Below are 26296 nucleotides of genomic sequence, written 5' to 3'. Positions count from 1 at the left end.
AAGCATGAGCATCATCACCACACATACTGGAGCAATAGATGAGTGAACCCATTCTGGCACCGGAGGAAATTGAAGCCTTAATGGCGAAAATTGATCCATCCGAGCAAACCGAAGCAATGTTTGCATCTTTGCCTCCGATGCCGCAACCCGAACAGGTCGATCTCTATTCTTTCAGTGGCGTTGATGAAGATAGTCCTGAACGATATCCCATGTTTGTTAACCTTCAGGAACGTCTGGTAGAAATGCTGGATGAGAACTGGGATGAAATATTCAACCGGGATATTAGTGTTAATTTGGAAAAGCTGGAAAGCAGCATCTATAAAGAACTCATTACCGTAGATCACCCACAGGTCTATTTCGTCTATGAAGTTGAGGGCAGTGGCCGCATGATGGTCACCTTCGATACAGCTATGATTGTAGCCTATGTCGATGCCATGCTTGGTGGCGATGGTGAAGCACCCAGCAAGCCGGAAGTATTATCCCCTGTAGAAATGCGCTTAAGTGAGCGTATTGCTGACAAATTGGGTCAAACCTTGTGCGCCTTGTGGGCCCCGGTATTCCCACTGGATTTTAAAGTATTTAAAATTGATCACGACCCGCAATTTTTAGCCATGACAGGAGCGATGGAAAAATGTTTCAGCTCCTATTTTAACATCAAAGTAAATGATGAACTTACCTGTCAGATGGGGGTGCACTATCCCCATGCTTTTCTTGAACCCATGTTTGAAATTTTACGTGTAGCAGTAAGTGATGAACCGACAAACACTGATCATGAGTGGTCGGATAACTTGTTGGAAGAAATCTCCAAAACATCCGCCAATGTTTGTTTTGAAATGGGCAGATGCCAGATAGATATCGGTGCGTTTCTGGCCCTTAAGTCCGGTGATTTTTTACCACTAACTACCAGAGCAAATGATCCATGCTCTTTGTGGGTTGAAGATATTCCGTTGTTTCATGCCAGAGCGGGTGAAAAGGACGGTTCTTTGGCTGCAGAAATTTTAGATCCAATTAACAATGGAGGTCAATCATGACCGATAATGCAATAGACGATACCCAGGATGCGCTACAAAGCGGAGGGCAATCTGCTAACCTTGAAACCATCATGCATGTACCACTGGAGATCAGTGTAGAGCTTGGCCGCGTTAAAATGCCTCTGCATCAAATTGCCCGCATGAACAAAGGCATGGTGATAGAACTGAACAAAGAAGCCAATGCAGAAGTGCAAATATTGGCAAATGGTAGTATTTTCGCCAAGGGTGAAGTGGTCTCTACAGGTGATAAATTAGGTGTTCGCATCACTGAAGTCGTATCCGCTTCTGCGCGCATTCAAAGTCTATCCTAAGCTCAGCCAGGGATTCAATCATGGAAACCAGCATGTTATCGCTATTACTCCAATCTATGTTGGGACTTGCTGTTGTGCTGGGCATTTTCGCCTTGCTGGTGTGGGGCATGCGTCGTTTGAACCTTCATCAAGGCGGCCCAAGCCAACGTGACTTTAAAATCATTCAACGCTTATACATCGACAGTAAAAACAGCATTGTCGAAGTCCATCATAAAGATCAACACTATCTGCTAGGCCTATCTCCAGGTGGCATGGTGCAGCTACACAGTGAAATGAACCCGCACAAACAGAATTTGAACGAACAGAACCTAAACAAACAAAATAGAAGCGAACTGACGAACAACCATCTAAAGGCTTCACCAGATGAATAAACAGCTGTTTCTGTTCTTATCCTTATGTCTGGCAATATGTTTACCGGGCTGGGCACATGCTGCTGATCTCCCTACTCTTTCATTCAGTTTAGGAGAAAGCGAAGATCCGGATGCCTGGTTCACTGGTCTGAAGATCATCGCCATGATGACTATTCTCACCCTGGCACCATCGATATTGATTATGATGACGTCCTTTACGCGGATTCTTATTGTCTTTGCCTTCCTGCGTCAGGCCATGGGAACACAGCAAGCGCCACCAAATCAAATTCTGGTTGGACTGGCACTGTTTCTAACCATATTTATTATGATGCCTGTGTGGCAAAAAATTGACACTCAGGCACTCACCCCATACCTCAACGAAGATATCACACAATCCGTCGCCATTGACCGCGCCATCGCACCATTAAGTTCATTCATGTTGAAACAGACCCGTGAAGATGATCTTATACTGTTCCTGGGTGCTGCAAAAATGGAAAAACCGGCCAAAGCAGAAGATACGCCACTGCACGTGTTGATCCCTTCCTTTGTTATCTCAGAACTACGCACAGCCTTTGAAATCGGCTTTCTGATATATATTCCCTTCGTCATTCTTGATCTGGTTGTTGCCAGTGTATTGATGTCGATGGGTATGATGATGTTGCCGCCTGTGATGATCTCCTTACCATTAAAAATCATTCTGTTTGTCTTGGTAGATGGTTGGCATCTAATCACTGCCAATCTGCTTGCCAGCTTTAAAATGTAGAGCTGTCATGAACTCTTATGCCTATCATCCATTGTGGCATCACCTTTGCTCTTAACACATTATGGGACCTGATTCAGTTATTCAAATAGGCAGTGAAGCCGTCAAAATGGTCTTGCTCATTTCTCTGCCCATGCTGGCAGTGGCGCTGGTCGTAGGTATCGCCATTTCACTATTTCAGGCACTGACCCAGATTCAGGAAATGACGTTGACATTTGTACCCAAAATCATTGCCGTATTTGGTGCCATGATTATTGCAGCCCCGTGGATGACAGAACGCATGATCACCTTCACCCGTGATATTTTTAACATGATTCCCACCCTGACCAATTAGCCATACGCATTCACAATGGATTTCCCATGGTTTGATATCCAACATATTATCGTAGCTTTACTCGTATTGCTGCGAGTGAGTACCTTGATAATCCTCCTACCCGTGCTCGGCCACCAACTGATACCTATGCAGGTGAAGATTGGCTTAATTGTATTACTTACGCTGCTTATTTTTCCTATTGTACAGAATCAGGTTCCCACTATTCCGATCAACCCCATTGTTTTTGCCACCATCGCCATACAGGAGATGCTGATTGCCGGTGCCATTGCACTTTTTGCGCAACTGATCTTTGCATCGGCCCAGTTCGCAGGTCAATTAATGAGTTTCCAAATGGGCATGACCGTAGCCAATGTATTTGATCCTATCACCCGTAGCCAACAGTCAGTGCTATCACAGTTAACGATTACTCTGGCCATGTTGTTATGGGTTGTAGTCGGTGCGCATCATATGTTTATTCATACGTTGATTGACTCATTCAGTCAATTTCCGATTAATCATGTCTGGTCATTTTCAGCTTTCATGGAATTAACGGATGCAGCGGCACTGATGTTTATTCTGTCCCTGAAGATTGCAGCTCCTATCATGTTACTGCTCACCTTTGTTTACATTGCACTGGGATTGGTATCCCGTGCTGTTCCGCAGATTCAGGTCTTTTTTGTCAGCTTCCCACTCACTATTGGTTTAGGCTTACTCACCTTAGCACTCGGTATGCCCGGTATCATTTATCTGATGAGTGATGCGTTCACTACACTATCCGGTCAAGTACCATTATTCCTTCGTCACCTTGGTAGCTAATAACGACAATGGTTGCAAACATTGGCTCAAGCGAATGAGAGGTAAGCCAATCAGAGCGGTTGGGTCATCCCCTTCCAGTCTGTCAAATAATGAAATTCCCAACCCCTCGGACTTAAAACTACCGGCACAGTTCAATGGTTTTTCAATTGCCACATAAGTGTCTATTTCAGCCGTTGATAAATGTCGGAAATGTACCTTAAATGGAATCATTTCATAAAACTCAGACTCCCTGCTCAATACAGATAAACCGGTTAAAAAAGTGACCGAGCGCCCAGACAACATCGCCAATTGTGCACAGGCATTTTCAATGCTGCCTGGTTTTCCCAAGACAGTAGAGCCACACACTGCAATTTGGTCTGAAGCAATGATCGTGACATCCGGATCAACGGAAAGAGAATCAGAAGAGAGCAGGCTGTGCGCCTTGCCCAAGGTATTATATTGCACCAGTTCAGCAGCCGGCATTGAACCTGGGCATGCCTCAACAAAGTCAGGGCTTACCTGCTCAAAAACAAGCCCTAATCGTTGTAACAATTCCCGACGATATGGTGAACTTGAAGCAAGGATTAAACGCATAAAAGTTTAAGGAGATGCTGATGAATTGATTCCTGCCAAAAATCAGTACGCAGAAACAACAGCGTGGGTTTATTTCTGCTTACTAATCGGTTGCTCACGCTCCCGCTTTGGCAGCCTACCCGTGACCTGCACGGAAATACTGAATACATCAGCACTTCCTTAATGACCGGAAAAAACTGTCGTTCAATAGCCTTCGGAATCATCGGGTATGATAGCCGGTTCACCTGCGATTCGGTATTCACCGGATGCCCATTGTCCCAAATCATTGGTGCGACAACGCGGACTGCAAAATGGAAAATCATCATTGCTACGTTTAACCGTTTTTTTACATATCGGACAAGAAAATTTTATCGTTGATATTGCTTCATTTGTCATATCAATTTCCAATCGGCACAAGCATCATGGAGTAATCAATATTCTCATTGAAGTCAGCAGGTGGTTCACCCGGCGCCCACCGTTGAAAACGAAGGCGAATTGCCAATTTATTTCCGGAAATATCAGGAATTAAACCCTCTGCCACCGCACTGGCTGGCAAAGCAATAACCAAAAGTCCGAAGGATTTGCCACGTTCAGGTGTGATTTGGCCGCTGCCAGCCACAGCCGTACAGCTTTCCCAACCTACAAAATCATTCAACATATCATTCAAACTATTGATCGCATGAATCAACGGGATAAGCGCCTGATGCAATGGTTGGGTACGCGCATCAGCATGATTCCATATAGCTTTAATACATTGTTGCATACATAGCTTATGCCCCAACCAGTCATGTTTTTTCTGCGTATTGAGATAAGCATTTACCAGCGCATCCTGCGTTAAATATTGACACGCTTCGGGCAATCCCGGTTTAAGAAGGGCAATAACATCATCAATATGATCGCAGGACTGCAGAATATGCTCACGGTATTTGGGTACGTCATCAGCCAGTTTTTTTAGATAATTTTTCATATCTTTAAACAAACCAATCACTTCTGGAATGGCATTTTTGCGTCCATGGTCCCCTAGTAAAGAGGCCCGTAAATCACAAGCAGCATGTAACCAGTTAGAGCCAAGCTGATGGGTAAAAGCGGTGTCAAGACAGGTAAGTGCATCACGCAATTCGATAAACGAACGCATTCGCGGACTTAGTGCGAACGAAAAATGAACCTTATCTGTCATGCTAGTTCCTTCTCTTTTACGGTTTTTAATCTTTCACATGCTCTGGCAAACACTTGGGACTTTCTACATGCCAAGTTTGTGTAAGTACAGACTGCCAATCCTGCCAGCGATTCGTAGCGACGACCACGATTGTATTCGTATGCTTAAACCATGCGGCAATATCCATGGATAAATCCAGCGCCATTTGCTCGCACAGTGCTGCAGAGGGGTTATCCAATAATACCAAGGCTGGCTTGGCCAGATCAATTGCAGCGAGTGACAAACGGATGCCTTGTAAACGATTCAACGAATGCGTTTCATCAGCAAGCGCCACCCCCTTCAATCCCCAGCGCTGCAATGTTTCTTCCATCAACAGCTCTGAAACAGGCGTTTTAAGACCAAACATAAGTTCTTCTTCAATGGTTTGTCCCAACCAACTGCATGGCCAGCGATCAAACATCATGCGTACCACCGGTGCAGATTCTGCCATCGTACATGTCAGACCATCAGGCATATCCACCAACATTGCCATGCGCTTCAACCAAAGTGTTTTGCCACTACCCACATCCCCGGTAAGCACAACAAGCGCTCCGGCATCTGCTACCAGCCTCTGCTCAGCACTACTTAATATCATTCTATTTGATGTTTCAGGCATAATCTTTACGCCACCATTTTAACCGGGCTTATGAATCCAAGTATCTTTAATACCATGTTGTTTTAGTAGGGATGCATTTGCCAGATTGGCTGCATCACGACTGGCAAAACCACTGATTTGAACACGGTACCATGGGTTTCCTTTTACCGTTGTAGGGTTCACCTCTGCATTAATACCTTGGGCTTTGAGTCCTTTCACGGCCTTATCTGCCGCTGCTCGAGTCGCTACAGAGGCGATCACGATTATCCAACCACGCTGTTTCTTAGCAACCGATGGCTGCGATTGAACCGGCTTGAACACAGACCTGTCCACCGATTTCTGAACTACAGGCCTTACCTTCTGAACTACTTGTTTTACTTTTTGGGTAGGCATTTTTTTCTGTTTACGGGATTGCTCGGCGACCAAATGTGTCAATTCAGCGATTTGCTCATCTTTTGCTGACAGGCGTTCCTGCATGGCTGCCAACCGCTCCTGCATTTCGATTATTTTTTTCTCAGAGCGCTGCATCTGAACATCTTCACCCAGCACAGGCTGCGACACATGCCGTTCACTCAATACTGCCTCATCATCATTTCCCATGTTCAACCACGCGACCAATCCGACGATCACGATCACCACAACAACAAAAATGCCAAACAGGCGACTTCCGGACTCTTCACTCTCAGGGGGAACTTCATCTTCAACAAACACATCATCCAAATGTTCCAAATCTGCAGCAATTACTGGTTCATCAGCAATCAATGATTCATTAGCAACCGGCGCTGCATAATCAGCATCATTCAACGTCTCCGACACATCAGCCTTAACAGGTTCAGCATTCACATCAAAAGCATTCGGGATGGAAGGTGTATGTTTATCATCTTCAAAGGGGGGATCTACATGTTCATCACCAGCAATCATGGTATTAAACTGATCATTCTCATCGACCGGATTCGGGATATGTTTTTCACTTTCAAAAGGCGGATCTACTCTTTCATCGCCAGCAATCATGGAGTTAAAAAGATCACTCTCATCGACAGAATTCGGTTTCTTTTGATCATCATTTAAGTCGAACTTATTCAAACTGAATTCCTCGTCATCTACACCGTTATTAGACTTATCTTGCATGGGAAACGTGCCTCCTAAATCTATTTGTGCTGATGATAGTCACCGACAACCATAAAGAGAACCATCAACATCAGGCTCATGAACAAGTAATAAAATAACAGGTGCTTGTGTATTCACTGGGACTGTTATTTATCCATCCGATGTTGTAATTAAACCGCATTCAGCGAGCCACCCACTACTCGCATCAGCGATGCTATCGGCATAAGGGATGTATGGTTTGATATCAAGCACCGGTGTACCATCAAGCATATCATGGCCCTCGATATGCAAGATACGACCACTTATTTTCTTCAATCTAACAGCAGAAAGACCAATACTATTGGGTCGATGCGGTGCACGGGTAGCGAACAGCCCACGGCGCACTTTAGGCCCTCTTGGCGGGACCACTGTCGGATTCCAACCTGTATTCAAGTGCATCCAGTAAATCACCCACACATGTGAAAATCCATCCAAATCTTTTACGGCCTGTTCAAAGTTAAGGCCGGCATTGAGGTGGATTTCAGCGGGTTCCGGATGATCCAACGTTGCTTGCCGGGGTGTAGCAAACCGTTCGTGATAGGTGCTATGCACCACGCCGATAGCCTGCATATCAATATGTAAGCTTGCGTTATCCACCTGATTAAGATCGGCGGCATATGTTTTCGCCTTTCTGCTACGTTTTGAAATGGAACGATCTTGATTCACTACAGTATCAGTTTTGCAGTCGCTCATGCAGGTTCACTTTCTGAAAGTTGATTTTTACTTCGAGGATTGTCTGTTTCAAGCCCTGAATCCAACATGGTCAATGCATCGTCCTTACACTCAAAGCGTGCAGTGCCACCCTTTTGCAGACTTCCAAACAAAATCGCATCTGCCAACGGCTTCTTGATATGCTCCTGAATCAAACGCGCCATAGGTCGCGCCCCCATCTGCGCATCGAAACCATTTTTGGCTAACCAGCGTTTGGCATCCAAACTAACATCCAAATCCACTTTCTTCTCGTAAAGCTGTGTTTCCAACTCTATCAACATCTTATCTACTACATGCAAAATCACCTCTTCAGTCAGTGTTTCAAAACCAATACTGGCATCAAGGCGGTTACGGAACTCCGGTGTAAAGATGCGTTTAATTGCTTCATTATCAGCCCCCTGACGTGATTGAGGGTTAAAACCAATACTGTTTTGCTGCATCTCAAAAGCGCCGGCATTGCTGGTCATAATCAGCACAATATGACGGAAATCGGCTTTGCGTCCGTTGTTATCGGTTAGCGTTCCATGATCCATAATCTGCAACAGGAGATTAAACAGATCCGGATGTGCTTTCTCTATTTCATCAAGCAACAAAATTGCATGTGGATTTTTATTAATCGCTTCGGTTAACAGACCACCCTGATCAAAACCTACATAGCCCGGAGGGGCACCGATCAAACGGGAAACCGTATGCGATTCCATATACTCAGACATATCAAAACGGATCAACTCCACACCCATTGTACGGGCGAGCTGCCTGGCCACTTCTGTTTTACCCACACCGGTCGGGCCGGTGAACAGAAAGGAACCAATCGGTTTTTCCGGATGGGATAAACCTGCACGTGATAGCTTGATACTCGATGCCAGTTGATCAATGGCGTTGTTCTGCCCGAATACCGACAGCTTCAAATCCCGATCCAGATATGACAAACGTTTTTTATCCGAAGCATTGACCTGTTGATGCGGAATCCTGGCCATCGATGCAACCATTGATTCAATATCATGGACATTAATTTGCGTGCGCCGTTTAGCCTCTGGTTTGACACGCATAGATGCCCCAACTTCATCCAGAATATCTATAGCTGAATCAGGCAGATGCCGTTCGGCCAGGTGCCGTTTAGCCAGTTTCGCAGTCAGTTCAATGGCCGTATTACTATAACGCACACCATGATGTTCCTGTAACTTGGATTTCAACCCTTTAAGAATTTCAACCGTCTCTTCCACACTCGGTTCTGGTACATCAACCTTCTGAAAACGACGTGCCAATGCACGGTCTTTTTCAAACAGATTACGGAACTCCTGATAGGTTGTCGCTCCAATACAACGCAACTCACCATTAGCCAGCGCAGGTTTAAGCAGGTTAGATGCATCCATGGTGCCACCACTGGCTGCACCTGCTCCGATAATAGTATGGATCTCATCAATAAATAATACCGCCTGATCCTCTTCTTCAAGTGCTTTTAATACAGCTTTAAGACGCTCTTCAAAATCACCACGGTATTTTGTGCCGGCCAGAAGTGCGCCCATATCCAGAGCATAAATAACTGCATGATGAATCACATCCGGCGCATCTTTGTCTTCGATCCTTAGAGCCAGACCTTCAGCAATCGCAGTTTTACCCACCCCGGCTTCACCCACCAGCAGTGGATTATTTTTGCGACGGCGACAAAGAATCTGCGTGCAACGGCCCAGCTCCTCTGCACGACCAATCAATGGGTCGATCTTTCCATCACGCGCGCGCTGACTCAAATTAATACAATAACGATGCAGCGGAGACTGCCCCTCATCTGCCTGATTGGACTCCAGTGCAGGTGTTTCATCGCCTATATCAGGCTGAGGAAATTCTCTACTCATCGCACCATGAGCCATAAAACTGACAATATCCAGACGGTTAATACCCATTCGATTAAGAAAATGCACAGCATGGGACTCTTTTTCGGAGCAAATGGCGACCAGTACATGTGCACCGGTAACTTCACGTTTCCCTGCCGCCTGAACATGCATTACTGCCCGCTGAATCACCCGCTGCAAACCAATGCTGGCAGTCGTTTCACCGGCTTCAACCGGCAAAATAGCAATATGATCCTGGATAAATTCAGAAAGTTCACTGCGCAGTACTTCTATATCGGCATGGCAACCCAACAACACGCCAAGAGCATTGGGATTATCAAGCAGTCCGAGCAACAGGTGTTCTACAGTCACAAACTCATTACGGCGAATATGTGCATCACGGAATGTATCATTTAGTGTCTCTTCAAGTTCTTCACTCAAAATACCCATAATCACTCCTCCTGGAATATTGAACACTCTTTCTTTCTAATCTGTCGTACCGAATACTCCAACGTACCCGTGTACAACCCCATCGTTTAACACAGCCAATCATCTCACTATCAACCTGCAACATTGATGCCACTTTCTAAAAAGCAAAATTCAGAAAGGTATCATGCATGTAACATGCATCAGTCCTCGCTATCTATTTCGATGATACAACGCAACGGATGTCCACTGGTACGGCTGGCTGTTTCAACCTGCTGCATCTTTGTTTCAGCAATATCTCGCGTGAACACACCACAGCGCGCACTACCCTCATTATGAATCTGTAACATCAGTGTGTTGGCAATTTGTTCCGACTTATGAAAGAAACGTACCAGCACTTCAATCACAAAATCCATCGGTGTAAAATCATCGTTCAGCATAACCACACGATACATAGGGGGACGTTTATATTGAGGTTCAGCTGTTTCTGTCGCAGCCTTGCGAACGATTTCCGGGGTCTCAATTTGGCTCATGCGCTGATAGTAAGCGCAGCTTACTTGATCGGCAATGATGATATGATGAAGCTTTTTTCATGCTAAAAGTACGGAAACCAATCTTGGAGGTTAATCACCATGGCAGAACTGAAATGTATTTTATGGGATGTTGACGGCACCTTGGCCGATACTGAACGTGACGGGCATCGTGTAGCCTTTAATATGGCTTTTGAAGAAGCGGGCCTCTCCCGCCAATGGGATGTTGCAACCTATGGTGAACTGTTGGCTGTCACCGGTGGCAAAGAGCGTATTCGTTTTGATATTGATCGCGGCGGCATGCCTGAGATGCCGTTTGAAGAGATCGCTAAACTGCACGCCCGCAAAACCATTCATTATCAAACACTCATTGCAGATGGACTTATTCCACTTCGCCCCGGTGTGCGTCGCCTACTCGAAGAAGCCTATGCAGCGGGCATCACACTCGGTGTTTCCACTACCACTACTCCGGCAGCCCTTGATGCACTAATTGAGCATTCTCTCGGCAAAGAGTGGTTTGATCGTTTTGCTGTGCTGGCGGCCGGTGACATTGTACCTGCCAAAAAACCTGCACCAGATATTTATCTCTATGCCATCGATAAACTCGGCGTATCTGCAGCCGAAACCATTGCCTTGGAAGATTCCAGTAATGGTTGGAAATCTGTGCGCGATGCCGACATGAAATGTGTTATCACCATCAATGATTATACCGCTGATCATGATTTCACCGGTGCTGACCTGGTGGTATCTGAACTAGGCGAAGCAGATAGTGATGCTATTAAGCTACTTCAAAATCCGCATGCACTTGATATTCACCATGTTGAACTCAAACATCTACAGGCCATCATGCATGGCTGAGCAACACAAACTCAACGATCATATCAGCCTGATTGATACCCACTGCCATGTGAATTTCCCGCATTACAGCGATGATCGTGATGCTATGTTTGAGCGCATGTCTGAGGCAGGTGTTGATCGTTGTATAGTTGTTGCTGTTGACCTGGAACATGTGTCTGAACTAAGGGCATTGTCGGAAGCTCGCGACAATGTCTGGTTCAGTGCCGGTGTTCACCCCAATCATGAAGTAGCGAAAGAACCGACAGTGGATGAACTATTATCATTGGCCGAGCACCCGCGTTGTGTAGCTATTGGTGAGAGCGGTATGGATTTCTTCCGCAACAGTGTTGAACCCGAACTACAGGAGTCACGTTTTCGCACCCATCTACAGGCAGCCAAGGCCTGCAATAAACCGATCATTGTGCACGACCGCAATGCCGATGAAGCAAGCATTCGTATTTTAACAGATGAAGGCGCGGACAGATGCGGTGGTATCATGCACTGCTTCTCCTCCGACTGGCAGACAGCCAAACAGGCCATTGATCTCGGTTTTTCAATCTCTTTTTCAGGTAATGTCACCTTTAAAAATAATCCAGCCTTGCGAGAGGTCGCGGCTCAAATACCTGATGATCTCCTGTTAATTGAAACCGACTCCCCTTATCTGACCCCTGTTCCCTATCGCGGCAAACGCAATGAACCGGCCTATGTACGCCATATCGCTGAATGCATCGCCGATGTACGGGGTGTAAGTCTGGAAACGCTGGCTAAACAGACTACTGCCAATGCGTTGAAACGTTTTAACATCGGGGCTTAACAAATAGACGAAGCAATCATTAGTGAGCTTGTTTATTGCATCCGGCAAGGAGTCAGCACTTCCTTAGTTCTGTTATCGCAAAGCTAAATCAGCAGTTTGATCATCATTGTTCACAATTGATCTGGAATTGAACTTCCCGATAAACTTATTCCGCCATCTTGACTGCTGTATCACAAGGGGATGTATCGACGATTACACGCTTGATCAGACTTTCTCCGATGATAGAGAGGCCTCCGGAAGCAATAGCTCCCACAGTGCGTGCCGCCACCATACCTGTCTTGCCGGCATCTACAGTGATACCAGGCTCCACCAATGTACCACCCAACTTCACAACATTGACCATATTGCTTACGTTCAAGCCTAATCCTTCTCGCGTTTCTGTATTGATTGAGAGATTAATCTTTTCACTGGCCAAGTTCACATGGCCGCTACTAATGACATTCATACGATCCGTTTCAAACGCAATGCCATTGCGGGTATGCATATCTCCATTATTGATGCGAAAGTGCACCACACCGCATTGCAGCACATTATAATCCATTTTTTCGGCGAACGGATTCAGTGTGTTCGCTAAATTCATCAACACATCACCTCCGATGAAACGCAATGCTTGCGACTGAATACGCCCCTTCCCCAGCTTGACCAGTAACTCACCATCACCATGTGCCATCATCTCAGCGATCGATTTACCACTACCTGTAAATGTAATATCGGCATTGACCGGAGCACCCTCAATTTGTGTTTTCCCATCCTTCTCTACAGGCAGAAAAAAAGATGGTTGCATGTCGGCAATCTTCAAGGTCATCGCAATGGATGGCTGTGGCATCATCGAGGCAAGCTTCACCGACCCGCCCATACGACCACCCGCAACTCCCAGAGAAAATGGATTTAGTGCCAGCTCACCATTTTTCAGATGGATATTGGCATCTAAGTTTAGCAGCTCAAGGTCAGGTAGTTTCAGTCGTTTCAACTGCAACCCTAATGCAATATCTGCCAGCTTCAGCGGAGAAAAATCGATCTCTTCAGCAGAAAACAAGCGTTGCTTCGCAGGCTGCTTTTGTGCTGTATTGTCAGACGGTATAAGTTCACGGCTATCCTTTTCCTCAACAGGTAAAAACCTGGTGAGATCAAAGTCTGTTGAACTCAATTTCCCATCAAGGGATGGGCGTTCACCCGTAATATTCAGGCTTAAATCTCCAGATAGATCGCTGTCTGGAAACTCTCCTCCTGCAATAATCAGTGAAAATGGATTCAACGCCAACACACCATTTGCAAGATTGATTTTAGTATCCACATCATGCAGTTCAACGTTTGGTAGTTTCAGCAGTTTCAGCTGCAATTCCAAGTTAACGTCTGCCATTTTCAAGGCAGAAAAATCGATAGCCTCGGCTGGCAATATCGCTTGTTTATTCTGCGGCACTGTATCCTCAATCTCAGATACAGGCGCTTGCGTAAGCGTGGCATTCTGCGCATCAAGCGGCAAAAACCGGGTGACATCAACATTAATGGAATGCAACAGCCCATCAATCGATGGGTGTTCGCCCATAAGGTTCAGATTCAGCGCTCCGGAAAGATCACTATCAGCCATTTTCAGCTCGATATCCGAGAATTGAAAACCATCGTCACTATCTGTGATACCCATTTGCATCTTCAACGGGAAATCATGCGGTAGCTCAAAATCGAATGCTTTGGCAGCCGGATTCATGCTATCGGTCTCTAATAATAGATTCAGATTCATCCCTTGCGCATCCAATGGTTGCGCTATGCTTCCACTGAAAGAGATATGCATTCCGACATATTCGGCTTGAAAGGCCTGCAGTTGAATCACGCGATTCGCCAACAAGCCTGGCAAATCATCAATCATGCCGCTGAACTGTAAATTATCCCGGTTCACTTTGCCCTGACCGCGAAGTGACAATCGCGTGTCATTCGGTAACTGGTCAAACGCTAATTCTGTCAATGTCAGAGAACGGTCTTCTTCAGCCATGCTATCATGGTAATGTATCTGTACATCCCGCATCACTATTTGCTGAATTTGAGGTATTAACAGGGCATCTGATTCTGTAGCCTTTTCTATTGTTTCTCTCTCATCACCCTGATCCGATACATTCTCAAAACTCCAGTTGTTAGCCCCTGATGGCAGGGTTTCCAATAAAATATCCGGAGCGATCAAATAAACCCGATCTACCTTCAATTTACCGCCCAACAGAGGCATTAAGGAGAGTTGAATCTCCATACGCCCGACATTCATCATATTCGTACGTGATCCACCTGCCACGTTGGCCAGATGCAATCCATCTACGGTCAATAATGGATGCATGGATAAGGTCAATTCCATAACCCCGTCAATATCCATATTTCGGCCGATGGCTTCGAACATAGCCTCTTTGAACAAGGGCTTATAGCTGTTGAAATCCATGTTTTTCAAATACAGTGCCAGTCCACCACATGCGAACATGAACAGCAGCACCAATCCAACCAACACTGTCATCAGTAATTTTACACTTCTTTTAACCATCAATACCCGCTCTCAGTGTGGATTTATGCCGACCCATTCAACGGTACAGTAATAATATACACAAGCATTTATCACCTTGTATCTGAGCATTTCATGCATGTTTCAATACTCACCAGAGACTGTAGCGATCCTATTAAAAAGTGCCGTACTGTTATCTATTGCGGGTGAAGTTGCTATCGCGGACTAAAACAAACAAGAAGTCGGCAATCATCGGATTCAGTGAACTCCGTGAAACCAACAGCCACCAAGCGGATATTATTTCAGGTGTTATCGGATGAACTGTCGTTCTTTTCATTACAAAACATGAATTCACCCAGTGCAAAAACAGTGACTACAGGTACATCGCAATAGCAACGATAATCACACTGTCACCTTTTTTTTGCGTCCAGAACGCTGCTATTTATCACTACCGCCTACCAGCACAGCAGTTAATTTGGACCTGTATATGATCATTCCCCCACCACTGTCATGTTTTTCAACGGCCTTCAAATGATAGAGTTTACCCATCACTTTACTCATCCGCTCTCGAGTACAATTAAGTAAACAGGCAAGTTGTGTGTTCGTAGGTAATCTTACCATAATTTGATCTTCGTTGTGCTCATGCCATTGCGGTAGCGTCAGCAAGTAGGTGCCCAGGCGCTCTAATACTGTGGATTGACCAAGACGACTGACAACCTTGGTTGTTTCAATGAATCTGTATAACAACATTGCATATATATCGATCATAAAACTTGGATTTTTCATACTCAAATCCCATGTTTTTTCGTTAATGATTAATAGCGACGTTTCCTCAATAGCATAGATACTTGCCGAGCGCTTATGCACTCCCATCATGGTCAGCTCTCCAACCAGATCACCAGGGTATAGACTATACAACACGGTTTGTGTGCCATCATAACATTCGGTCACCACTTCCACGCAACCAGATTCAATCAAATAAGCTATTTTCTGACTTTCATTTCCTTCACGAACTAAACAATAGCCTTTTTTTACTTTGATTTTAGTCGCCCCCAGGAAATCCTCTGGTTGAAAGGTTTTCCGGCTTCCATCTATCAATGGCTTGGTTGTCGTATGCATTTTTACTCCCTAAAGCTAGAAGATAGCAATATTTATTTACATGTCTGTGAAATAGTTCACGGATGTTTTCAACTAACACACGGCAGAATATCGGTCCATCAGGTTGGGGAGAATATTCTTGAATAATCCTATAATCAAAAAATACTTAATCTTTATACTAGCCTTGGCAACGCTGGTTTCATTTATCATTTTTTCTCAGCTTGATCTGCTTGAGATGATCATGCAAATATCTTCAAATCAAAAGCGCCATGATATAGATGGACTTATTTTAAGCTTTATTGTTTTTTCAATTTGTACGGTTGTGTTTTCGATTAGACGCTTGCAAGAAGAACGCAAATTAAACCTGTTACTTATTGCTAAAAACAATGAATTACAAAAAGCTTCTAAAAAAATAAAAATCCTGGAGGGAGTACTTCCCATTTGTTCATATTGCAAAAACATTAAAGATGAACAAGGTGAATGGTCACAAATAGAACAGTATATAGACCATCATTCAGAAGCAGAATTTAGTCATGGCATATGTCCGGCATGTATAGAAATACCAAAGGGCGAATTAGAAAAGCTGTCAAATAAATCCAAGAAAAGTGATTTTCCAACGAAATAAAAGCTCTAATATAAAGCAATCACCTGAAACAGTGAAAACAGCGGAGCGATCCTTATTTTTTTAACACTGCCTTGATAACCGGTCAACCACCTTTACCACACCCAACAAGCAGATGAACGCTGCAATAATACAGCGTTCATCCCTCTATCTTTAAATATTGTGAAAGGCAGAAGCTGCCCTACAATGCAATAGACTCCAACGGCAAGAGCGTTTAGAGAGCTTGACTGGAATAGTCCGCTATCATGCGATGTGTTGCTCCTGCTGCCAACGCCACTACATCATCGGCAGCATTCACCGTTTCAACGCATAACATATTCAGATATCCATCAGGCCCGAGATCTCCCATTTTGTTGGCTGTGGCAACCCAGGGATTCCACACTACCGTTGATGCGCTACCACTGGATTTGATAATGATTTTTCTAGCCATGACCGGATCAATAATTTCAGATTTCACGCCGGTATCCAGGTAAATTCGATCCACTTCACCACTGATTGTAACCGCACCATTTTGCTCTTTGCGCACAGAACCATCCATTTTGTCGATGTAGATTGATCCATCGAGCCCTTTGATTTGCGCTTCTCGCACATCACCTACCAGAAAATATGTGTGCAAGGCTTCACCCAAGGTAAATGTTGAGTCTCCGAGGTTGGTTGTTTCCATTTCCAATAATAACGAACTACCCACCGTGATATGCAAACGCACGCGTAGGGGATGCGCACATGCAGCTCTGGTTTTATCGTTTTCAATCATCTCAAAGCTGACTTTGTTCCTGCCATCTGATAATGCAACCGATTCAACCGGCTTCCAATCAACGGTTCGTGCCGGGCCATGCCCTGGCAGCGATGCATCGGTGCCGTGAGGTCCAAACCATGGCCAGCAAATCGGCACACCACCACGCAATGATTTACCCGGTGCGTGCGTAGCTTCATCAGACATCCAGATCAAGGGTTGCTGCCCTTTAGCCTGAAAATTCAGTACGTGCGCACCCTGTAATGCAACAGATGCCTCACCCAGAGCATTGCCGACCTTCACCATCGGCATACCACCTTTACCAGCCAGAAACCTTACCTGCCCGTCAATGCCAAAGTCACTATTCATCTGTTCAAGATTTCCCATGTCCCCTCCATGTTTCAAAATATATCCACAAACAAATCTATGCTTCATATTTCTTCTGCACAATGACCCATTACGTGTTACCGTAGGATCTGACTGCAAACAACACTGGTTGCTTGATCACAGGCTATCTGAATAGGATGCGAACATGTTTAGTCTTCACCATGTCGCCTTGAGTGTCACCGACCTTGATGCATCCATTGCCTTTTACAGCACCCTACACTTTCAACCGGTCTATCACTGGCAGGCCGATGATGACTCAGCCAGGATTGTGCATCTGAAACAGGGTGATTTGCTGCTGGAACTCTTCTGTTTTAAAAACACTTCACCTGCCCCGCTTACTTCTCGTGATCTTGCAAGTGATCTTCCCCGCATCGGCATCAAACACTTTGGTCTGCGTGTGGGCGATATCCACGCTGCACTGCAACAGTTACAACAGCTCAAGCTTGCCGATAATGTGCAGGTCATGCATGGCCGCACCGGCATCGATTATTTTTTCATCAAAGACCCCGATGGCATATTGTTAGAAATTGTGCAGGACGACAGGCAGCTTTAGCACCATGATGCATATTTCTGATGAGAACATAACGCGCTGTTGCCCCGAACAGGATATCTATAACACATTATTGCAACTTGATAATCAGCGCATTCTGGAACTGGGCTGTGGCAAAGCTGAAATAACACGCGCCATCGCAACAGACGGTATGGCCCGCCACATTACCGCATTGGAAGTAGATCAAATCCAGCATCGTTATCATCAGCGTATTAACGATCTACCCAATGTCACATTTATCAAAGCTGGAGCAGAACAGATCCCTTGTCCGGATAGCAGTTTCAATATCGTACTCATGTTTAAATCACTGCACCATGTGCCGCTTGAGCGAATGGATCGGGCACTGCAGGAAATTCACCGTGTACTTCAACCCGGTGGTGTTGCCTATATTTCCGAACCGGTATTTGCAGGTGACTTCAACGATCTGCTGAAAATATTTCATGACGAAGAAGCCGTGCGCATTGCCGCCTTCAATGCGGTCAAACAGAGCGTGGAGTCAGGACTGTTTTCACTGCAACAGCAATGCTTTTTCAATGCTCCCATGCACTTCGAAGACTTTGCTGATTTTGAACAGAAGATTCTTAACGTCACCCATACCGATCATCATTTACCCGATGACCTCTTTGCCAGCGTTAAACAGCAGTTTGAATCCCACATGAGCAGCAATGGAGCCCATTTTCAGATGCCTGTTCGTATTGATCTGTTACACAAAGCGCATGCAACGCCAGCCTGAAGCACAGGCTCTTATGATTTATCCATCCAGAGTGATGCGCTCAAGCACCCGGTAACTCGCCCCTTCCGGCCTTAGTCTGGACTGGATCAGATGTACTTCATTAGCATTCCAGCATAGATATGGTGGTGCACTGAACTGTTCAAGATTCGGAATTGTAAACTTTTCTGCATGTCTGGCCATGGTGATATGGGCTCGAAAAGGTGTCGCTTTGCCATGTTTATCCTGCACCTGCTGACAAAGCCTGCGACATTGGCGTGCAGCTCTTGCTAGTGCCATATCCAGATCATCAACCCCTACCCAGAATGTGCGGGCTCTGGACGGAGAGGGAAAGAAACCCATGCCATTGATGGCCAGCTGCATAGAAGCAGTGATTGCAAAGTTAGCTTCAAGGCTTTCAGCAAGGTCATCCAATTTATTACCATGGATGTCACCCAGGAAATGAAGTGTCAGATGTCTGTTGATTTCCGGGATACTGCGCCAGCCGGGTAACAACCGTCTTTCATCATGCCACCAGGCATCCAGTGCTTGCTGAATCTGATGAGGCAGTGGAATAGCAATAAACAGACGCATGATAAAAGCGTACTGCAAATGTTAGTGATAGTACAATGATGAACGTGATACAGCCGCTACAGATGATCACCCTGTTCTATCTACACGCCATAAAAAAAGACAGCCTCTAAAGAGCTGTCTTTTTTAGTTGAAAACTGAGCGTTAAACAGACCCTGCGTTTATAATATTCCCTGTTCATTCACAGTACTGGCTTTAGCCGGTGCTGAAGACGTACTTACAGCTGCTTTCAGATAGCTGTGATGAATCCAACCAACATGACCATTCTTTTTCACTCGTACCTGAACCCAGACATCCACTTTATCCAGCCAGATGACAACATCATCTTGATACACTATTTCACTAACATGAGACGGGCCCGAAGCAGCAACATGTAATTTGGCAGACTTTATCAATTTTAGTGCGGGCCCTTCTGCTTCAGCATTGGCCACAGAAACCGGTGCAAAGGCAGGATAGATACCATCAGCCAGCGCACAAACAGTAAAAAGTGCCGCTGCTGCAATCATTAGTCTCGTTATTTTCATTTCGTAAGTTCTCCTCACACCTTGATGTTCCAGTTAAAAACGTATGGGAAGTCTCCCTTACATTCCAACTGTTCATCTGTTGCCCCAAGCTACGGACTACACCCGCACTGTCAAAAGCAGATATTTCATTGTTTCAATATGCCAGTATCACCATGTATATCATCTCCTATTCAGGCGTACTGCCGTCATCAGGTTCAATCAACAGATGCTTCGCAACCTTTGCACCCAGCGCCTGCTTGGCAGCACGTTTACGCTGCCTCGCCTCTTGCAGTGACATACCCAGATGTGGCACACCGCGCTCTTTGGCCAGACGGGTCTGCTTTTTTCGTTCCTCAAGACGACTGCGCTTGTCAGCTGTCAAAACATCATGGCAGCGTTCACAGCAGACGCCCTCTTCATAATGTTCAGACTGCTTGTCGGCTTCAGCCAATGGCCAGCGGCAACCCCGGCAGAGCTCATAATCACCCTCTTCCAGCGCATGTTTGACGGTCACCCGATCATCGAAGACGAAACACTCGCCCTGCCACAAACTCTCATCTTCAGGCACCTCTTCGAGATATTTCAGAATGCCGCCTTTGAGATGAAATACCTCTTCATAACCCTGTTGCAACATATAGGCCGAAGCTTTTTCACAGCGGATACCGCCGGTACAGAACATCGCCACTTTTTTATGTTTCAACGGATCGCAATGGGCCTGCACATATGCAGGAAACTGGCGGAAAGCGGTCGTATTCGGATCCAGCGCACCTTTAAAGGTGCCGATTTCATATTCGTAATCATTGCGCGTATCAATCACCAGCACATCAGGATCAGCGATCACGGCATTCCACGCTTGTGGCTCAACATAGGTACCCACACAGACAGTCGGTGACACCCCTTCCACGCCGAGCGTGACGATCTCCTTTTTCAGTTTCACCTTCATGCGATAAAACGGCCATGTCGTGGCCGTCGACTCTTTATGTTCGAGTCCCTGCAGGCGCGCGTCACTGCGCAGATGAACCAGCAGCGCATCGATATTTTCTCGTCTTCCTGCCACCGTGCCATTGATGCCTTCGTCGGCCAGCAACAGTGAGCCCTTAATGCCGTGTTCGACACAAAACTGCTGCAGCGGTTCACGCATGGACCGGTAATCATCCAGCGTGGCAAAGTGATAGAGTGCGGCAACGATGATTTTCATATGTTCTCCGGATAACTTGTTAATAAAACACGCCAATGTGAAGTATGTGGCGAACCATATTCCGCGGCGCAGGCTGACCCAGCCTCTGTTTGTTTGAAAGCTTTTGCATGTCGCATGAAAAAAACCAGCCTGTTTTTATTGGGAAGATCAACCGACTCTATTGATTAGACTATTACTTTTCCAAAGGATTACCGCCATAGGTAACAACTGATGGATTTCCCCATCAAATCCATTGTAAATACATCTCCGGCTGGCGCTTGCGCCAAACCATAACAGACATGCAAGGGCAGCAGATGTTCCTCTCTGGGATGACAATAACGTGCTCCGGGCGCATCTTCCCAATGACTCAACGCATACGTCCTCGCCACTTCATCTATCTCACGGTCTGAACAGGTCTGCATTAGCCAGCGTTCAAAGGATGCATTCAAGCCCTTGCCCTGATCAGTCGATGTTGAAAAGAAGGCTTTAAGATTGTGAAATGACAATCCCGATCCGATTATCAATACATTCTGCGCTCTTAATGCAGCCAAAGCCTTACCAATCTGAATATGCTGCAATGGATCGAGTGTGTGCAGCAGGGATATTTGCACACTGGGAATATCAGCATCCGGATACATGATTTTCAACGGCACAAACATGCCATGATCAAATCCCCGTACTCCATCCAATGCAGCATCGATACCGGCACGCTTTAATAGATCGAATATATTTCGAGCCAGCTCTGGCTCGCCCGCTGCCGGGTATTGAATATCATACGACTCTTTCGGAAAACCATAATAATCATATATCAAGGCTGGCTGTGAACCACTGGTAATAGTTGGCCTATCGGCCTCCCAATGGGCACTGATCACAACAATAGCCGATGGCTTCTCAAACAATGTCACCACATGTTGAAGACAGCTTATCATCTCCTGATGCGCGGGATCACCCAATAGCGGCAACGGCCCGCCGCCATGCGGCAGATAGAGCACCGGAGCTAAAGATGCATTAGAACAAATAGTCATGCTGTCCTCCAGTCAATCATGCTGTCTCCAAACCACAATCATCAGCGCCGAGCAAGCTTAGACAATCACCTGCTATAGTACGAGCGATGAGATTATATATTCCATTTGCAATGGATAAGACCACCGTCTGATAACAGTGATCTCTTATGCCATACTTGTCTGCATGAGTTGCTATGCAGGAAGAGCATCCAAGCTAACATCCCTATGATTCACTGCAGCTATTGTTGCATGAGGATAGTCAGGCTCACGATGCTGAAACGACAAAATGACCGGTTTTTGAATCACACCGGCATCAATATTCACAGCCTGGCGAATCGTCTCATTCTCCTGCCAGCCCTCTCGTCCTCCTAGTACAGAAGGTAGATGCACAATCATTGCAGCTGAAATAGAACGTGAAGCACTTTCCCAGAGGTAGCTTGGTGTATGATCAACGGCATAATAATCGACCGTGCCAACCTTAAACATCGGCGCATTGAATGTGGTGGGTTTGGCAAAATAGAAACCCATGCCTTCATCACAACTGACATCGATAATCAGGCAGCCGGGTTTAAGGCAGGTACTCTCCTTTTCGGTCACAAAATTGATGGGATGATCTGGATTTTGATAAGCCCCATTAATGATGATATCTGATTCGCTGATCAGATCCGACAACGGTCGCTCACTGCCATCGTGCTCTTGCACCAACAAACGCGGTTCACCTTCTCCGCCTGCCCGTATGGTGACATAGTGACAATCGAGCACCTCTTCACGCACCTCGTGATCCGGTCGCTGAATGCAGATGGTGATATCTCTGAATCCATGTGCCTTGAGCGCATAGATAGCTCCACGACTGACCGCACCGAAACTGAAAATAATCGTTTTGCGCTGGTTGCCGTAGTGGCCATCGATACCTTTGAGTTGCAGGGCGTGTATTACCGCACAATAGCCGGCCATTTCATTGTTTTTATAAAACGTATGACGACCAATCTGTCCGGTGGGACTCCAGACAAACATATCTTCAAAGGCAATGAGCGTCAGTTTGCGATCGATTGCAATCTGCGTAACCGCGCGTTGCTGTGTGCAATGCACATAACCCCAAAGGGTTCCTCCCTCTTTAAGTTCCTGAAAATCAGTTTCCATTGGCTTGGAGATAATTACAGAACCAATCTCAGCCAATAGTTCATGGCGCGTGGCCATGCCTCCGCTCTGTGCAACAATCTCCGAGTCTGAAATGCCAAATGGTTCACCATACCCCTGCTCAAACACCAGTTGCTGACGCAGCTCTGCGGGCATGCGTGACAAATGTCTTGGATGGATCGGTACACGTTGCTCATTCTCCATTCTTGAAGTCCCGATGACTCCAAATGTTTTTTTACGCATGATGCTTTCCTTGTGCCCGACAGACATGTTGAAGATGCATACCATCAACACCGGGGCTTGTTTTTTTAGATTTGATCTGTGTGACTCGGATCCATTCAGACCTATTGCGTTCGCAAGAGGGCAAAAAGAAAACAACCTGCACATACAGGTGTTTTTTATTGAAACGTTTCAATGATGGCCGGAGCTGCCAAAGCGGCGGATAAAATCAAAAGGAGTGTCCATATTAACAAACACCATGGATTATTAAGGAAGTGCTGATTTATTCAGTGTTTCCGAGCTGTCCATGGACGGGTTGAAAACCAGCCACTTAAGTGGTTGGTTTGTAAGTAAAAGAAAACGACGTTTTTTTCTTTTACTAGCTATGTTTGGCAGGAGCCAATAAACAAGCATCTTCCAAGTAACCGCGTAGTGAAGGGATAAAACTCTCACAAAACCGATAAACCAGCATGTCGGGTTCAACGGTTTCGCTACGCAGATCGACCACCATACAGTATTTGTCTGTTTTAGCGAATATGCACAGGTCGCAAAGCAGCCGCACTGAGAGCTGAAAACTATATGGACGTGTAGTTTTTCGGTATTTCTCTAACCGTGTTAAATTATTTTAGTGGAAAATAAATATCGGTAATCTGCTTATTCTCTGCCACTTCGGGCACAACATTCAGGTATTCAAAAAAGATCGGAGCATCACGTTTAACCTCTTCGCTACTCGGCAACCAATCGCGAGAAATGGCGTTCACTTGTAACTGCAATGTATCATGTGAACCCGTGTGCCGCACTTTTGCGCAACGACCAGCAGGAATTTCCTTATTGATCACCCCATAGGTGTTTGCAACGATGTCAGCATCAACTTCGCCGCAAATATCAAAACGAAATTGTTGAACAGGTCTGGCTTCCGGATTGCTGTGAGCCAAACCAAAGGTACGCATATTAGCCACAGGTGAGTATCCACTCTCTTTGCGCCAGGCTCTAAAATTTTCAACAGACTCACCCAAAGTCTCGGGCTCACCCTGATGTTCTAATGCAGCAACTTTGATGGCTTTTATGTTTACGATATCTATTCTCATATGCTTTTGATGCTAACCATTCTGCCAACAATACATACAAAGCGTTATTACCAGATGTAAAGCCAATCTCTATTCTTAATAATCACACTGCCTCTTTATGCATCGAACTTCAGAAGAACGATACAATTATTCCTGCTGTGTTCGTCTTTTTCGTAATCGAAGTACAAAAAAGATGGCGCTCGCTGTCACCAGAGGCACGGCGAATGCCTTAAATAGAATGGGATTGTAAGTCAGCGACAGGAGTTGAGCGGCAGCTTCTCCCATGTAGGAGAGTAGGCCAATCGCATAGAAGGAAAAGATCGCCACAGATAACATTTCGGCAGCAGACTGCAGGCGCAGTTGCAAATGGAAACGATCATTCATCGCCTTAAGCAGATCCTGTGATTGTTTCTCACGACCAACATCGATACGGGTTCGAAGCAGTTGACTGGCATGCGTCACACGCTGTGAAAGCTGTTCAAGCCAATGGGATACAGAATCGCAAGTCATACGCGCAGGCTCCAATCTGCGGTTCAAGATACCGCGCAGCGAGGGAACCAGCTCGATGGGTTGTTCATGCAGGTCACTTAAGCGCTGTGTAACCAGATTAAAATAGGCACGCGAAGCCGACAGACGGCGATAGTTAGAGGCTACCAGACTTTCGACATTGGCCGCCAAAGTACTTAGTTCATCGAGTAGTTGTTCATCATCTCTACCTGATCCACGCGATATTGCGCTGGTTAGCTCGGTTAGACGCGCATCATACTGAGGCAGTTTTTGTAATAATTTTCTGGCATCCGGAAGCATCAGCATTGCCAGCATACGATAAGTTTCAATTTCAACCAGGCGAAGCATGAGACGGCCGTTCTGCGACGGTAAGCTCGCTCGAGAAAGTATCAGCATACGCAACATGCCATCGTTGCGAATCGCAAAATCGGTGATAACCAGCCCTTCACTACGACCAACCAGTGAAGCAATTAAAGTCTGCTGGCTGAAGCAGTGGCCAAAGCGCTCAATCATTTGCGTTGATGAGGAACCTTCTGCATAAGATAAAATAGGCACATCCATGGCAGTCAGCATTTTACCGGGCAGCGAGGCCAGCCAACCTTTCGGCAGTTGATCCAGTGGGTTACCACTAAACGGGTCTTCATGATTGTCGGAATCAATCGCAAAAATAAATTTGTAACGGGTAAACTCTTGATGCTTTTCCAGCTTAAAGCGAAACGCGTCAAAATTACATCGGATGCGATCACCATCCAGCTCCAGCCTTTGACCGAAGTGATCGAAAAGGCGCTGTAGGTGCACAAGTTCCATAGCCCGTTGCTCAGGGCTTACCTGCATGCCAATGCAAATCACGCGCTCAGGTGGAATGAGATTTTCGTAGGGATGTTGATGCAATTCATCGTTGAGTAAATGGCGTTGATTATGACTATTCGGCAGATCGATGCTCATGAGGAAATTAGTTTTCTCCGATAAATTACTTTTACAACAGTACTTCTGTGATGACAGAAACTGAACGAAGCCTAACGAAAAAGAAACAGGATACTAATTCAGTTCACTAAAAACATGAGGATAAGGCAAGAGTGCAGAAACATCATGTCACCTTATTAGCGATTTTAATGTACCTCCGGCTGGGGTTAGGAGCATGCAGTCGAGCCAGGGTATTTCATGGAAGACCGAAACAAGGGGACAGTTTACTAAATATACTTAATTATTATTTTTGGCCCACGTTCTGGGGCTTTATCTGTCGACCTAACCCTGCTTTTTTAGCTTCGCCTAAATAGTGTATTTAGTAAACTGTCACTGT

General features: G+C 45.7%; 29 protein-coding genes. 11 read left to right on the top strand and 18 right to left on the bottom strand.

The annotated features are described in order from the left end of the window. Positions 1-38: 38 nt before the first annotated feature. The 6 genes from D8Y20_RS10170 (at position 39) to fliR (ending at position 3581) form a co-directional block, all read left to right on the top strand. Positions 39-1031, top strand: coding sequence for a flagellar motor switch protein FliM (locus tag D8Y20_RS10170; RefSeq protein WP_121543373.1), 993 nt, complete (start codon positions 39-41; stop codon positions 1029-1031). Further along, positions 1028-1342, top strand: a complete 315-nt coding sequence (gene fliN / locus D8Y20_RS10165; RefSeq protein ID WP_121543371.1) for a flagellar motor switch protein FliN — start codon at positions 1028-1030, stop codon at positions 1340-1342. Before D8Y20_RS10170 ends, fliN begins: the two co-directional genes overlap by 4 nt. Before the next feature lie 20 nt (positions 1343-1362). Further along, complete coding sequence (locus D8Y20_RS10160; protein ID WP_121543369.1) at positions 1363-1713, top strand: flagellar biosynthetic protein FliO; 351 nt, start codon at positions 1363-1365, stop codon at positions 1711-1713. Further along, positions 1706-2455 (top strand): flagellar type III secretion system pore protein FliP, encoded by a 750-nt coding sequence (fliP, locus tag D8Y20_RS10155; protein ID WP_121543367.1) that lies wholly within the window; start codon positions 1706-1708, stop codon positions 2453-2455. The genes D8Y20_RS10160 and fliP overlap by 8 nt, the downstream gene beginning before the upstream one ends. 61 nt (positions 2456-2516) lie before the next feature. Continuing rightward, complete coding sequence (gene fliQ / locus D8Y20_RS10150) at positions 2517-2786, top strand: flagellar biosynthesis protein FliQ (protein ID WP_121543365.1); 270 nt, start codon at positions 2517-2519, stop codon at positions 2784-2786. 15 nt (positions 2787-2801) lie between these two features. Next, entirely contained in the window at positions 2802-3581 is a 780-nt protein-coding gene (gene fliR / locus D8Y20_RS10145) for a flagellar biosynthetic protein FliR (RefSeq protein WP_121543363.1), read from the top strand. On the opposite strand, the gene D8Y20_RS10140 is transcribed toward fliR, so the two are convergent. The 8 genes from D8Y20_RS10140 to clpS all read right to left on the bottom strand — a co-directional run bounded on the left by D8Y20_RS10140 (position 3555) and on the right by clpS (position 10568). Further along, a complete protein-coding gene (locus tag D8Y20_RS10140) occupies positions 3555-4154 on the bottom strand; it encodes a nucleoside triphosphate pyrophosphatase (RefSeq protein WP_121543361.1) in 600 nt (199 codons plus the stop codon). The two genes, fliR and D8Y20_RS10140, sit on opposite strands and share 27 nt — an antisense overlap. A 183-nt stretch (positions 4155-4337) precedes the next feature. Further along, entirely contained in the window at positions 4338-4529 is a 192-nt protein-coding gene (locus D8Y20_RS10135; RefSeq protein ID WP_121543359.1) for a DNA gyrase inhibitor YacG, read from the bottom strand. Between the two features lies 1 nt (position 4530). Next, a complete protein-coding gene (locus tag D8Y20_RS10130) occupies positions 4531-5310 on the bottom strand; it encodes a hypothetical protein (protein ID WP_121543357.1) in 780 nt (259 codons plus the stop codon). Positions 5311-5335: 25 nt separating this feature from the next. Then, positions 5336-5944 (bottom strand): ABC transporter ATP-binding protein, encoded by a 609-nt coding sequence (locus tag D8Y20_RS10125; RefSeq protein ID WP_121543355.1) that lies wholly within the window; start codon positions 5942-5944, stop codon positions 5336-5338. 18 nt (positions 5945-5962) lie between these two features. Beyond that, positions 5963-7051, bottom strand: a complete 1089-nt coding sequence (locus D8Y20_RS10120) for an SPOR domain-containing protein (RefSeq protein ID WP_121543353.1) — start codon at positions 7049-7051, stop codon at positions 5963-5965. Between the two features lie 129 nt (positions 7052-7180). Then, positions 7181-7762, bottom strand: a complete 582-nt coding sequence (gene tsaA / locus D8Y20_RS10115) for a tRNA (N6-threonylcarbamoyladenosine(37)-N6)-methyltransferase TrmO (protein ID WP_121543351.1) — start codon at positions 7760-7762, stop codon at positions 7181-7183. Next, positions 7759-10059 (bottom strand): ATP-dependent Clp protease ATP-binding subunit ClpA, encoded by a 2301-nt coding sequence (gene clpA, locus D8Y20_RS10110; protein WP_201265619.1) that lies wholly within the window; start codon positions 10057-10059, stop codon positions 7759-7761. The genes tsaA and clpA overlap by 4 nt, the downstream gene beginning before the upstream one ends. A gap of 179 nt (positions 10060-10238) precedes the next feature. Next, positions 10239-10568: an ATP-dependent Clp protease adapter ClpS gene (gene clpS / locus D8Y20_RS10105; protein WP_121543349.1), complete on the bottom strand. Its 330-nt coding sequence runs from the start codon at positions 10566-10568 to the stop codon at positions 10239-10241. A gap of 99 nt (positions 10569-10667) precedes the next feature. Here clpS and D8Y20_RS10100 point away from each other — a divergent pair, with 99 nt between their 5' ends. Together D8Y20_RS10100 and D8Y20_RS10095 are read left to right on the top strand one after the other, a co-directional pair. Then, positions 10668-11423, top strand: coding sequence for an HAD-IA family hydrolase (locus D8Y20_RS10100; RefSeq protein ID WP_121543347.1), 756 nt, complete (start codon positions 10668-10670; stop codon positions 11421-11423). Beyond that, positions 11416-12216 (top strand): TatD family hydrolase, encoded by an 801-nt coding sequence (locus D8Y20_RS10095; protein WP_121543345.1) that lies wholly within the window; start codon positions 11416-11418, stop codon positions 12214-12216. The genes D8Y20_RS10100 and D8Y20_RS10095 overlap by 8 nt, the downstream gene beginning before the upstream one ends. Positions 12217-12361: 145 nt before the next feature. On the opposite strand, the gene D8Y20_RS10090 is transcribed toward D8Y20_RS10095, so the two are convergent. Both D8Y20_RS10090 and D8Y20_RS10085 read right to left on the bottom strand, forming a co-directional pair. Further along, complete coding sequence (locus tag D8Y20_RS10090; protein WP_121543343.1) at positions 12362-14734, bottom strand: AsmA family protein; 2373 nt, start codon at positions 14732-14734, stop codon at positions 12362-12364. A 396-nt stretch (positions 14735-15130) separates the two neighbouring features. Continuing rightward, the gene (locus D8Y20_RS10085; RefSeq protein WP_121543341.1) at positions 15131-15811 is read right to left on the bottom strand and encodes a Crp/Fnr family transcriptional regulator; all 681 of its coding nucleotides are present in this window, start codon (positions 15809-15811) and stop codon (positions 15131-15133) included. Positions 15812-15929: 118 nt separating this feature from the next. Here D8Y20_RS10085 and D8Y20_RS10080 point away from each other — a divergent pair, with 118 nt between their 5' ends. Beyond that, entirely contained in the window at positions 15930-16415 is a 486-nt protein-coding gene (locus tag D8Y20_RS10080) for a hypothetical protein (RefSeq protein ID WP_121543339.1), read from the top strand. A gap of 211 nt (positions 16416-16626) precedes the next feature. Here the strand turns inward: D8Y20_RS10080 and D8Y20_RS10075 are convergent, their stop codons facing one another. Continuing rightward, positions 16627-17532 carry a D-hexose-6-phosphate mutarotase gene (locus tag D8Y20_RS10075; protein WP_121543337.1) on the bottom strand — a complete coding sequence of 302 codons (906 nt, stop codon included), beginning with the start codon at positions 17530-17532 and terminating at the stop codon, positions 16627-16629. A 145-nt stretch (positions 17533-17677) separates the two neighbouring features. On the opposite strand from D8Y20_RS10075, the gene D8Y20_RS10070 reads away from it, so the two are divergent. Both D8Y20_RS10070 and D8Y20_RS10065 read left to right on the top strand, forming a co-directional pair. Further along, positions 17678-18085: a VOC family protein gene (locus D8Y20_RS10070; RefSeq protein WP_121543335.1), complete on the top strand. Its 408-nt coding sequence runs from the start codon at positions 17678-17680 to the stop codon at positions 18083-18085. Between the two features lie 4 nt (positions 18086-18089). Further along, a complete protein-coding gene (locus tag D8Y20_RS10065; RefSeq protein WP_121543333.1) occupies positions 18090-18815 on the top strand; it encodes a class I SAM-dependent methyltransferase in 726 nt (241 codons plus the stop codon). An 18-nt stretch (positions 18816-18833) separates the two neighbouring features. Here the strand turns inward: D8Y20_RS10065 and thpR are convergent, their stop codons facing one another. The 7 genes from thpR to D8Y20_RS10030 form a co-directional block, all read right to left on the bottom strand. Next, complete coding sequence (gene thpR, locus D8Y20_RS10060) at positions 18834-19385, bottom strand: RNA 2',3'-cyclic phosphodiesterase (RefSeq protein ID WP_121543331.1); 552 nt, start codon at positions 19383-19385, stop codon at positions 18834-18836. 158 nt (positions 19386-19543) lie between these two features. Beyond that, on the bottom strand, positions 19544-19906 hold the full coding sequence (locus D8Y20_RS10055; protein WP_121543329.1) for an SH3 domain-containing protein: 363 nt from the start codon (positions 19904-19906) through the stop codon (positions 19544-19546). 166 nt (positions 19907-20072) lie between these two features. Next, positions 20073-21083, bottom strand: coding sequence for a rhodanese-related sulfurtransferase (locus D8Y20_RS10050; RefSeq protein WP_121543327.1), 1011 nt, complete (start codon positions 21081-21083; stop codon positions 20073-20075). A 188-nt stretch (positions 21084-21271) separates the two neighbouring features. Continuing rightward, the gene (locus D8Y20_RS10045) at positions 21272-22087 is read right to left on the bottom strand and encodes a class III extradiol ring-cleavage dioxygenase (protein WP_121543325.1); all 816 of its coding nucleotides are present in this window, start codon (positions 22085-22087) and stop codon (positions 21272-21274) included. Between the two features lie 171 nt (positions 22088-22258). Continuing rightward, entirely contained in the window at positions 22259-23446 is a 1188-nt protein-coding gene (locus tag D8Y20_RS10040; protein ID WP_121543323.1) for a N(5)-(carboxyethyl)ornithine synthase, read from the bottom strand. Between the two features lie 596 nt (positions 23447-24042). After that, complete coding sequence (locus D8Y20_RS10035) at positions 24043-24510, bottom strand: GyrI-like domain-containing protein (RefSeq protein WP_121543321.1); 468 nt, start codon at positions 24508-24510, stop codon at positions 24043-24045. Positions 24511-24636: 126 nt separating this feature from the next. After that, positions 24637-25941 carry a DUF3422 family protein gene (locus D8Y20_RS10030; protein WP_121543319.1) on the bottom strand — a complete coding sequence of 435 codons (1305 nt, stop codon included), beginning with the start codon at positions 25939-25941 and terminating at the stop codon, positions 24637-24639. Between the last annotated feature and the right edge of the window lie 355 nt (positions 25942-26296).

It is taken from the genome of Mariprofundus sp. EBB-1 (assembly GCF_003665155.1).
In the GTDB taxonomy this organism is placed as follows: domain Bacteria; phylum Pseudomonadota; class Zetaproteobacteria; order Mariprofundales; family Mariprofundaceae; genus Mariprofundus.
The sequence above is the reverse complement of the archived record's forward strand: the minus strand, read 5'-3'. Positions and strand labels throughout refer to the sequence as shown.

What these genes read in the sequence shown, in the direction of transcription:
- D8Y20_RS10170 (WP_121543373.1), top strand. Translation starts at nt 39, where the DNA reads ATGAGTGAACCCATTCTGGCACCGGAGGAAATTGAAGCCTTAATGGCG.
- fliN (WP_121543371.1), top strand. Translation starts at nt 1,028, where the DNA reads ATGACCGATAATGCAATAGACGATACCCAGGATGCGCTACAAAGCGGA.
- D8Y20_RS10160 (WP_121543369.1), top strand. Translation starts at nt 1,363, where the DNA reads ATGGAAACCAGCATGTTATCGCTATTACTCCAATCTATGTTGGGACTT.
- fliP (WP_121543367.1), top strand. Translation starts at nt 1,706, where the DNA reads ATGAATAAACAGCTGTTTCTGTTCTTATCCTTATGTCTGGCAATATGT.
- fliQ (WP_121543365.1), top strand. Translation starts at nt 2,517, where the DNA reads ATGGGACCTGATTCAGTTATTCAAATAGGCAGTGAAGCCGTCAAAATG.
- fliR (WP_121543363.1), top strand. Translation starts at nt 2,802, where the DNA reads ATGGATTTCCCATGGTTTGATATCCAACATATTATCGTAGCTTTACTC.
- D8Y20_RS10140 (WP_121543361.1), bottom strand. Translation starts at nt 4,154, where the DNA reads ATGCGTTTAATCCTTGCTTCAAGTTCACCATATCGTCGGGAATTGTTA.
- D8Y20_RS10135 (WP_121543359.1), bottom strand. Translation starts at nt 4,529, where the DNA reads ATGACAAATGAAGCAATATCAACGATAAAATTTTCTTGTCCGATATGT.
- D8Y20_RS10130 (WP_121543357.1), bottom strand. Translation starts at nt 5,310, where the DNA reads ATGACAGATAAGGTTCATTTTTCGTTCGCACTAAGTCCGCGAATGCGT.
- D8Y20_RS10125 (WP_121543355.1), bottom strand. Translation starts at nt 5,944, where the DNA reads ATGCCTGAAACATCAAATAGAATGATATTAAGTAGTGCTGAGCAGAGG.
- D8Y20_RS10120 (WP_121543353.1), bottom strand. Translation starts at nt 7,051, where the DNA reads ATGCAAGATAAGTCTAATAACGGTGTAGATGACGAGGAATTCAGTTTG.
- tsaA (WP_121543351.1), bottom strand. Translation starts at nt 7,762, where the DNA reads ATGAGCGACTGCAAAACTGATACTGTAGTGAATCAAGATCGTTCCATT.
- clpA (WP_201265619.1), bottom strand. Translation starts at nt 10,059, where the DNA reads ATGGGTATTTTGAGTGAAGAACTTGAAGAGACACTAAATGATACATTC.
- clpS (WP_121543349.1), bottom strand. Translation starts at nt 10,568, where the DNA reads ATGAGCCAAATTGAGACCCCGGAAATCGTTCGCAAGGCTGCGACAGAA.
- D8Y20_RS10100 (WP_121543347.1), top strand. Translation starts at nt 10,668, where the DNA reads ATGGCAGAACTGAAATGTATTTTATGGGATGTTGACGGCACCTTGGCC.
- D8Y20_RS10095 (WP_121543345.1), top strand. Translation starts at nt 11,416, where the DNA reads ATGGCTGAGCAACACAAACTCAACGATCATATCAGCCTGATTGATACC.
- D8Y20_RS10090 (WP_121543343.1), bottom strand. Translation starts at nt 14,734, where the DNA reads ATGGTTAAAAGAAGTGTAAAATTACTGATGACAGTGTTGGTTGGATTG.
- D8Y20_RS10085 (WP_121543341.1), bottom strand. Translation starts at nt 15,811, where the DNA reads ATGCATACGACAACCAAGCCATTGATAGATGGAAGCCGGAAAACCTTT.
- D8Y20_RS10075 (WP_121543337.1), bottom strand. Translation starts at nt 17,532, where the DNA reads ATGGGAAATCTTGAACAGATGAATAGTGACTTTGGCATTGACGGGCAG.
- D8Y20_RS10070 (WP_121543335.1), top strand. Translation starts at nt 17,678, where the DNA reads ATGTTTAGTCTTCACCATGTCGCCTTGAGTGTCACCGACCTTGATGCA.
- D8Y20_RS10065 (WP_121543333.1), top strand. Translation starts at nt 18,090, where the DNA reads ATGATGCATATTTCTGATGAGAACATAACGCGCTGTTGCCCCGAACAG.
- thpR (WP_121543331.1), bottom strand. Translation starts at nt 19,385, where the DNA reads ATGCGTCTGTTTATTGCTATTCCACTGCCTCATCAGATTCAGCAAGCA.
- D8Y20_RS10055 (WP_121543329.1), bottom strand. Translation starts at nt 19,906, where the DNA reads ATGAAAATAACGAGACTAATGATTGCAGCAGCGGCACTTTTTACTGTT.
- D8Y20_RS10050 (WP_121543327.1), bottom strand. Translation starts at nt 21,083, where the DNA reads ATGAAAATCATCGTTGCCGCACTCTATCACTTTGCCACGCTGGATGAT.
- D8Y20_RS10045 (WP_121543325.1), bottom strand. Translation starts at nt 22,087, where the DNA reads ATGACTATTTGTTCTAATGCATCTTTAGCTCCGGTGCTCTATCTGCCG.
- D8Y20_RS10040 (WP_121543323.1), bottom strand. Translation starts at nt 23,446, where the DNA reads ATGCGTAAAAAAACATTTGGAGTCATCGGGACTTCAAGAATGGAGAAT.
- D8Y20_RS10035 (WP_121543321.1), bottom strand. Translation starts at nt 24,510, where the DNA reads ATGAGAATAGATATCGTAAACATAAAAGCCATCAAAGTTGCTGCATTA.
- D8Y20_RS10030 (WP_121543319.1), bottom strand. Translation starts at nt 25,941, where the DNA reads ATGAGCATCGATCTGCCGAATAGTCATAATCAACGCCATTTACTCAAC.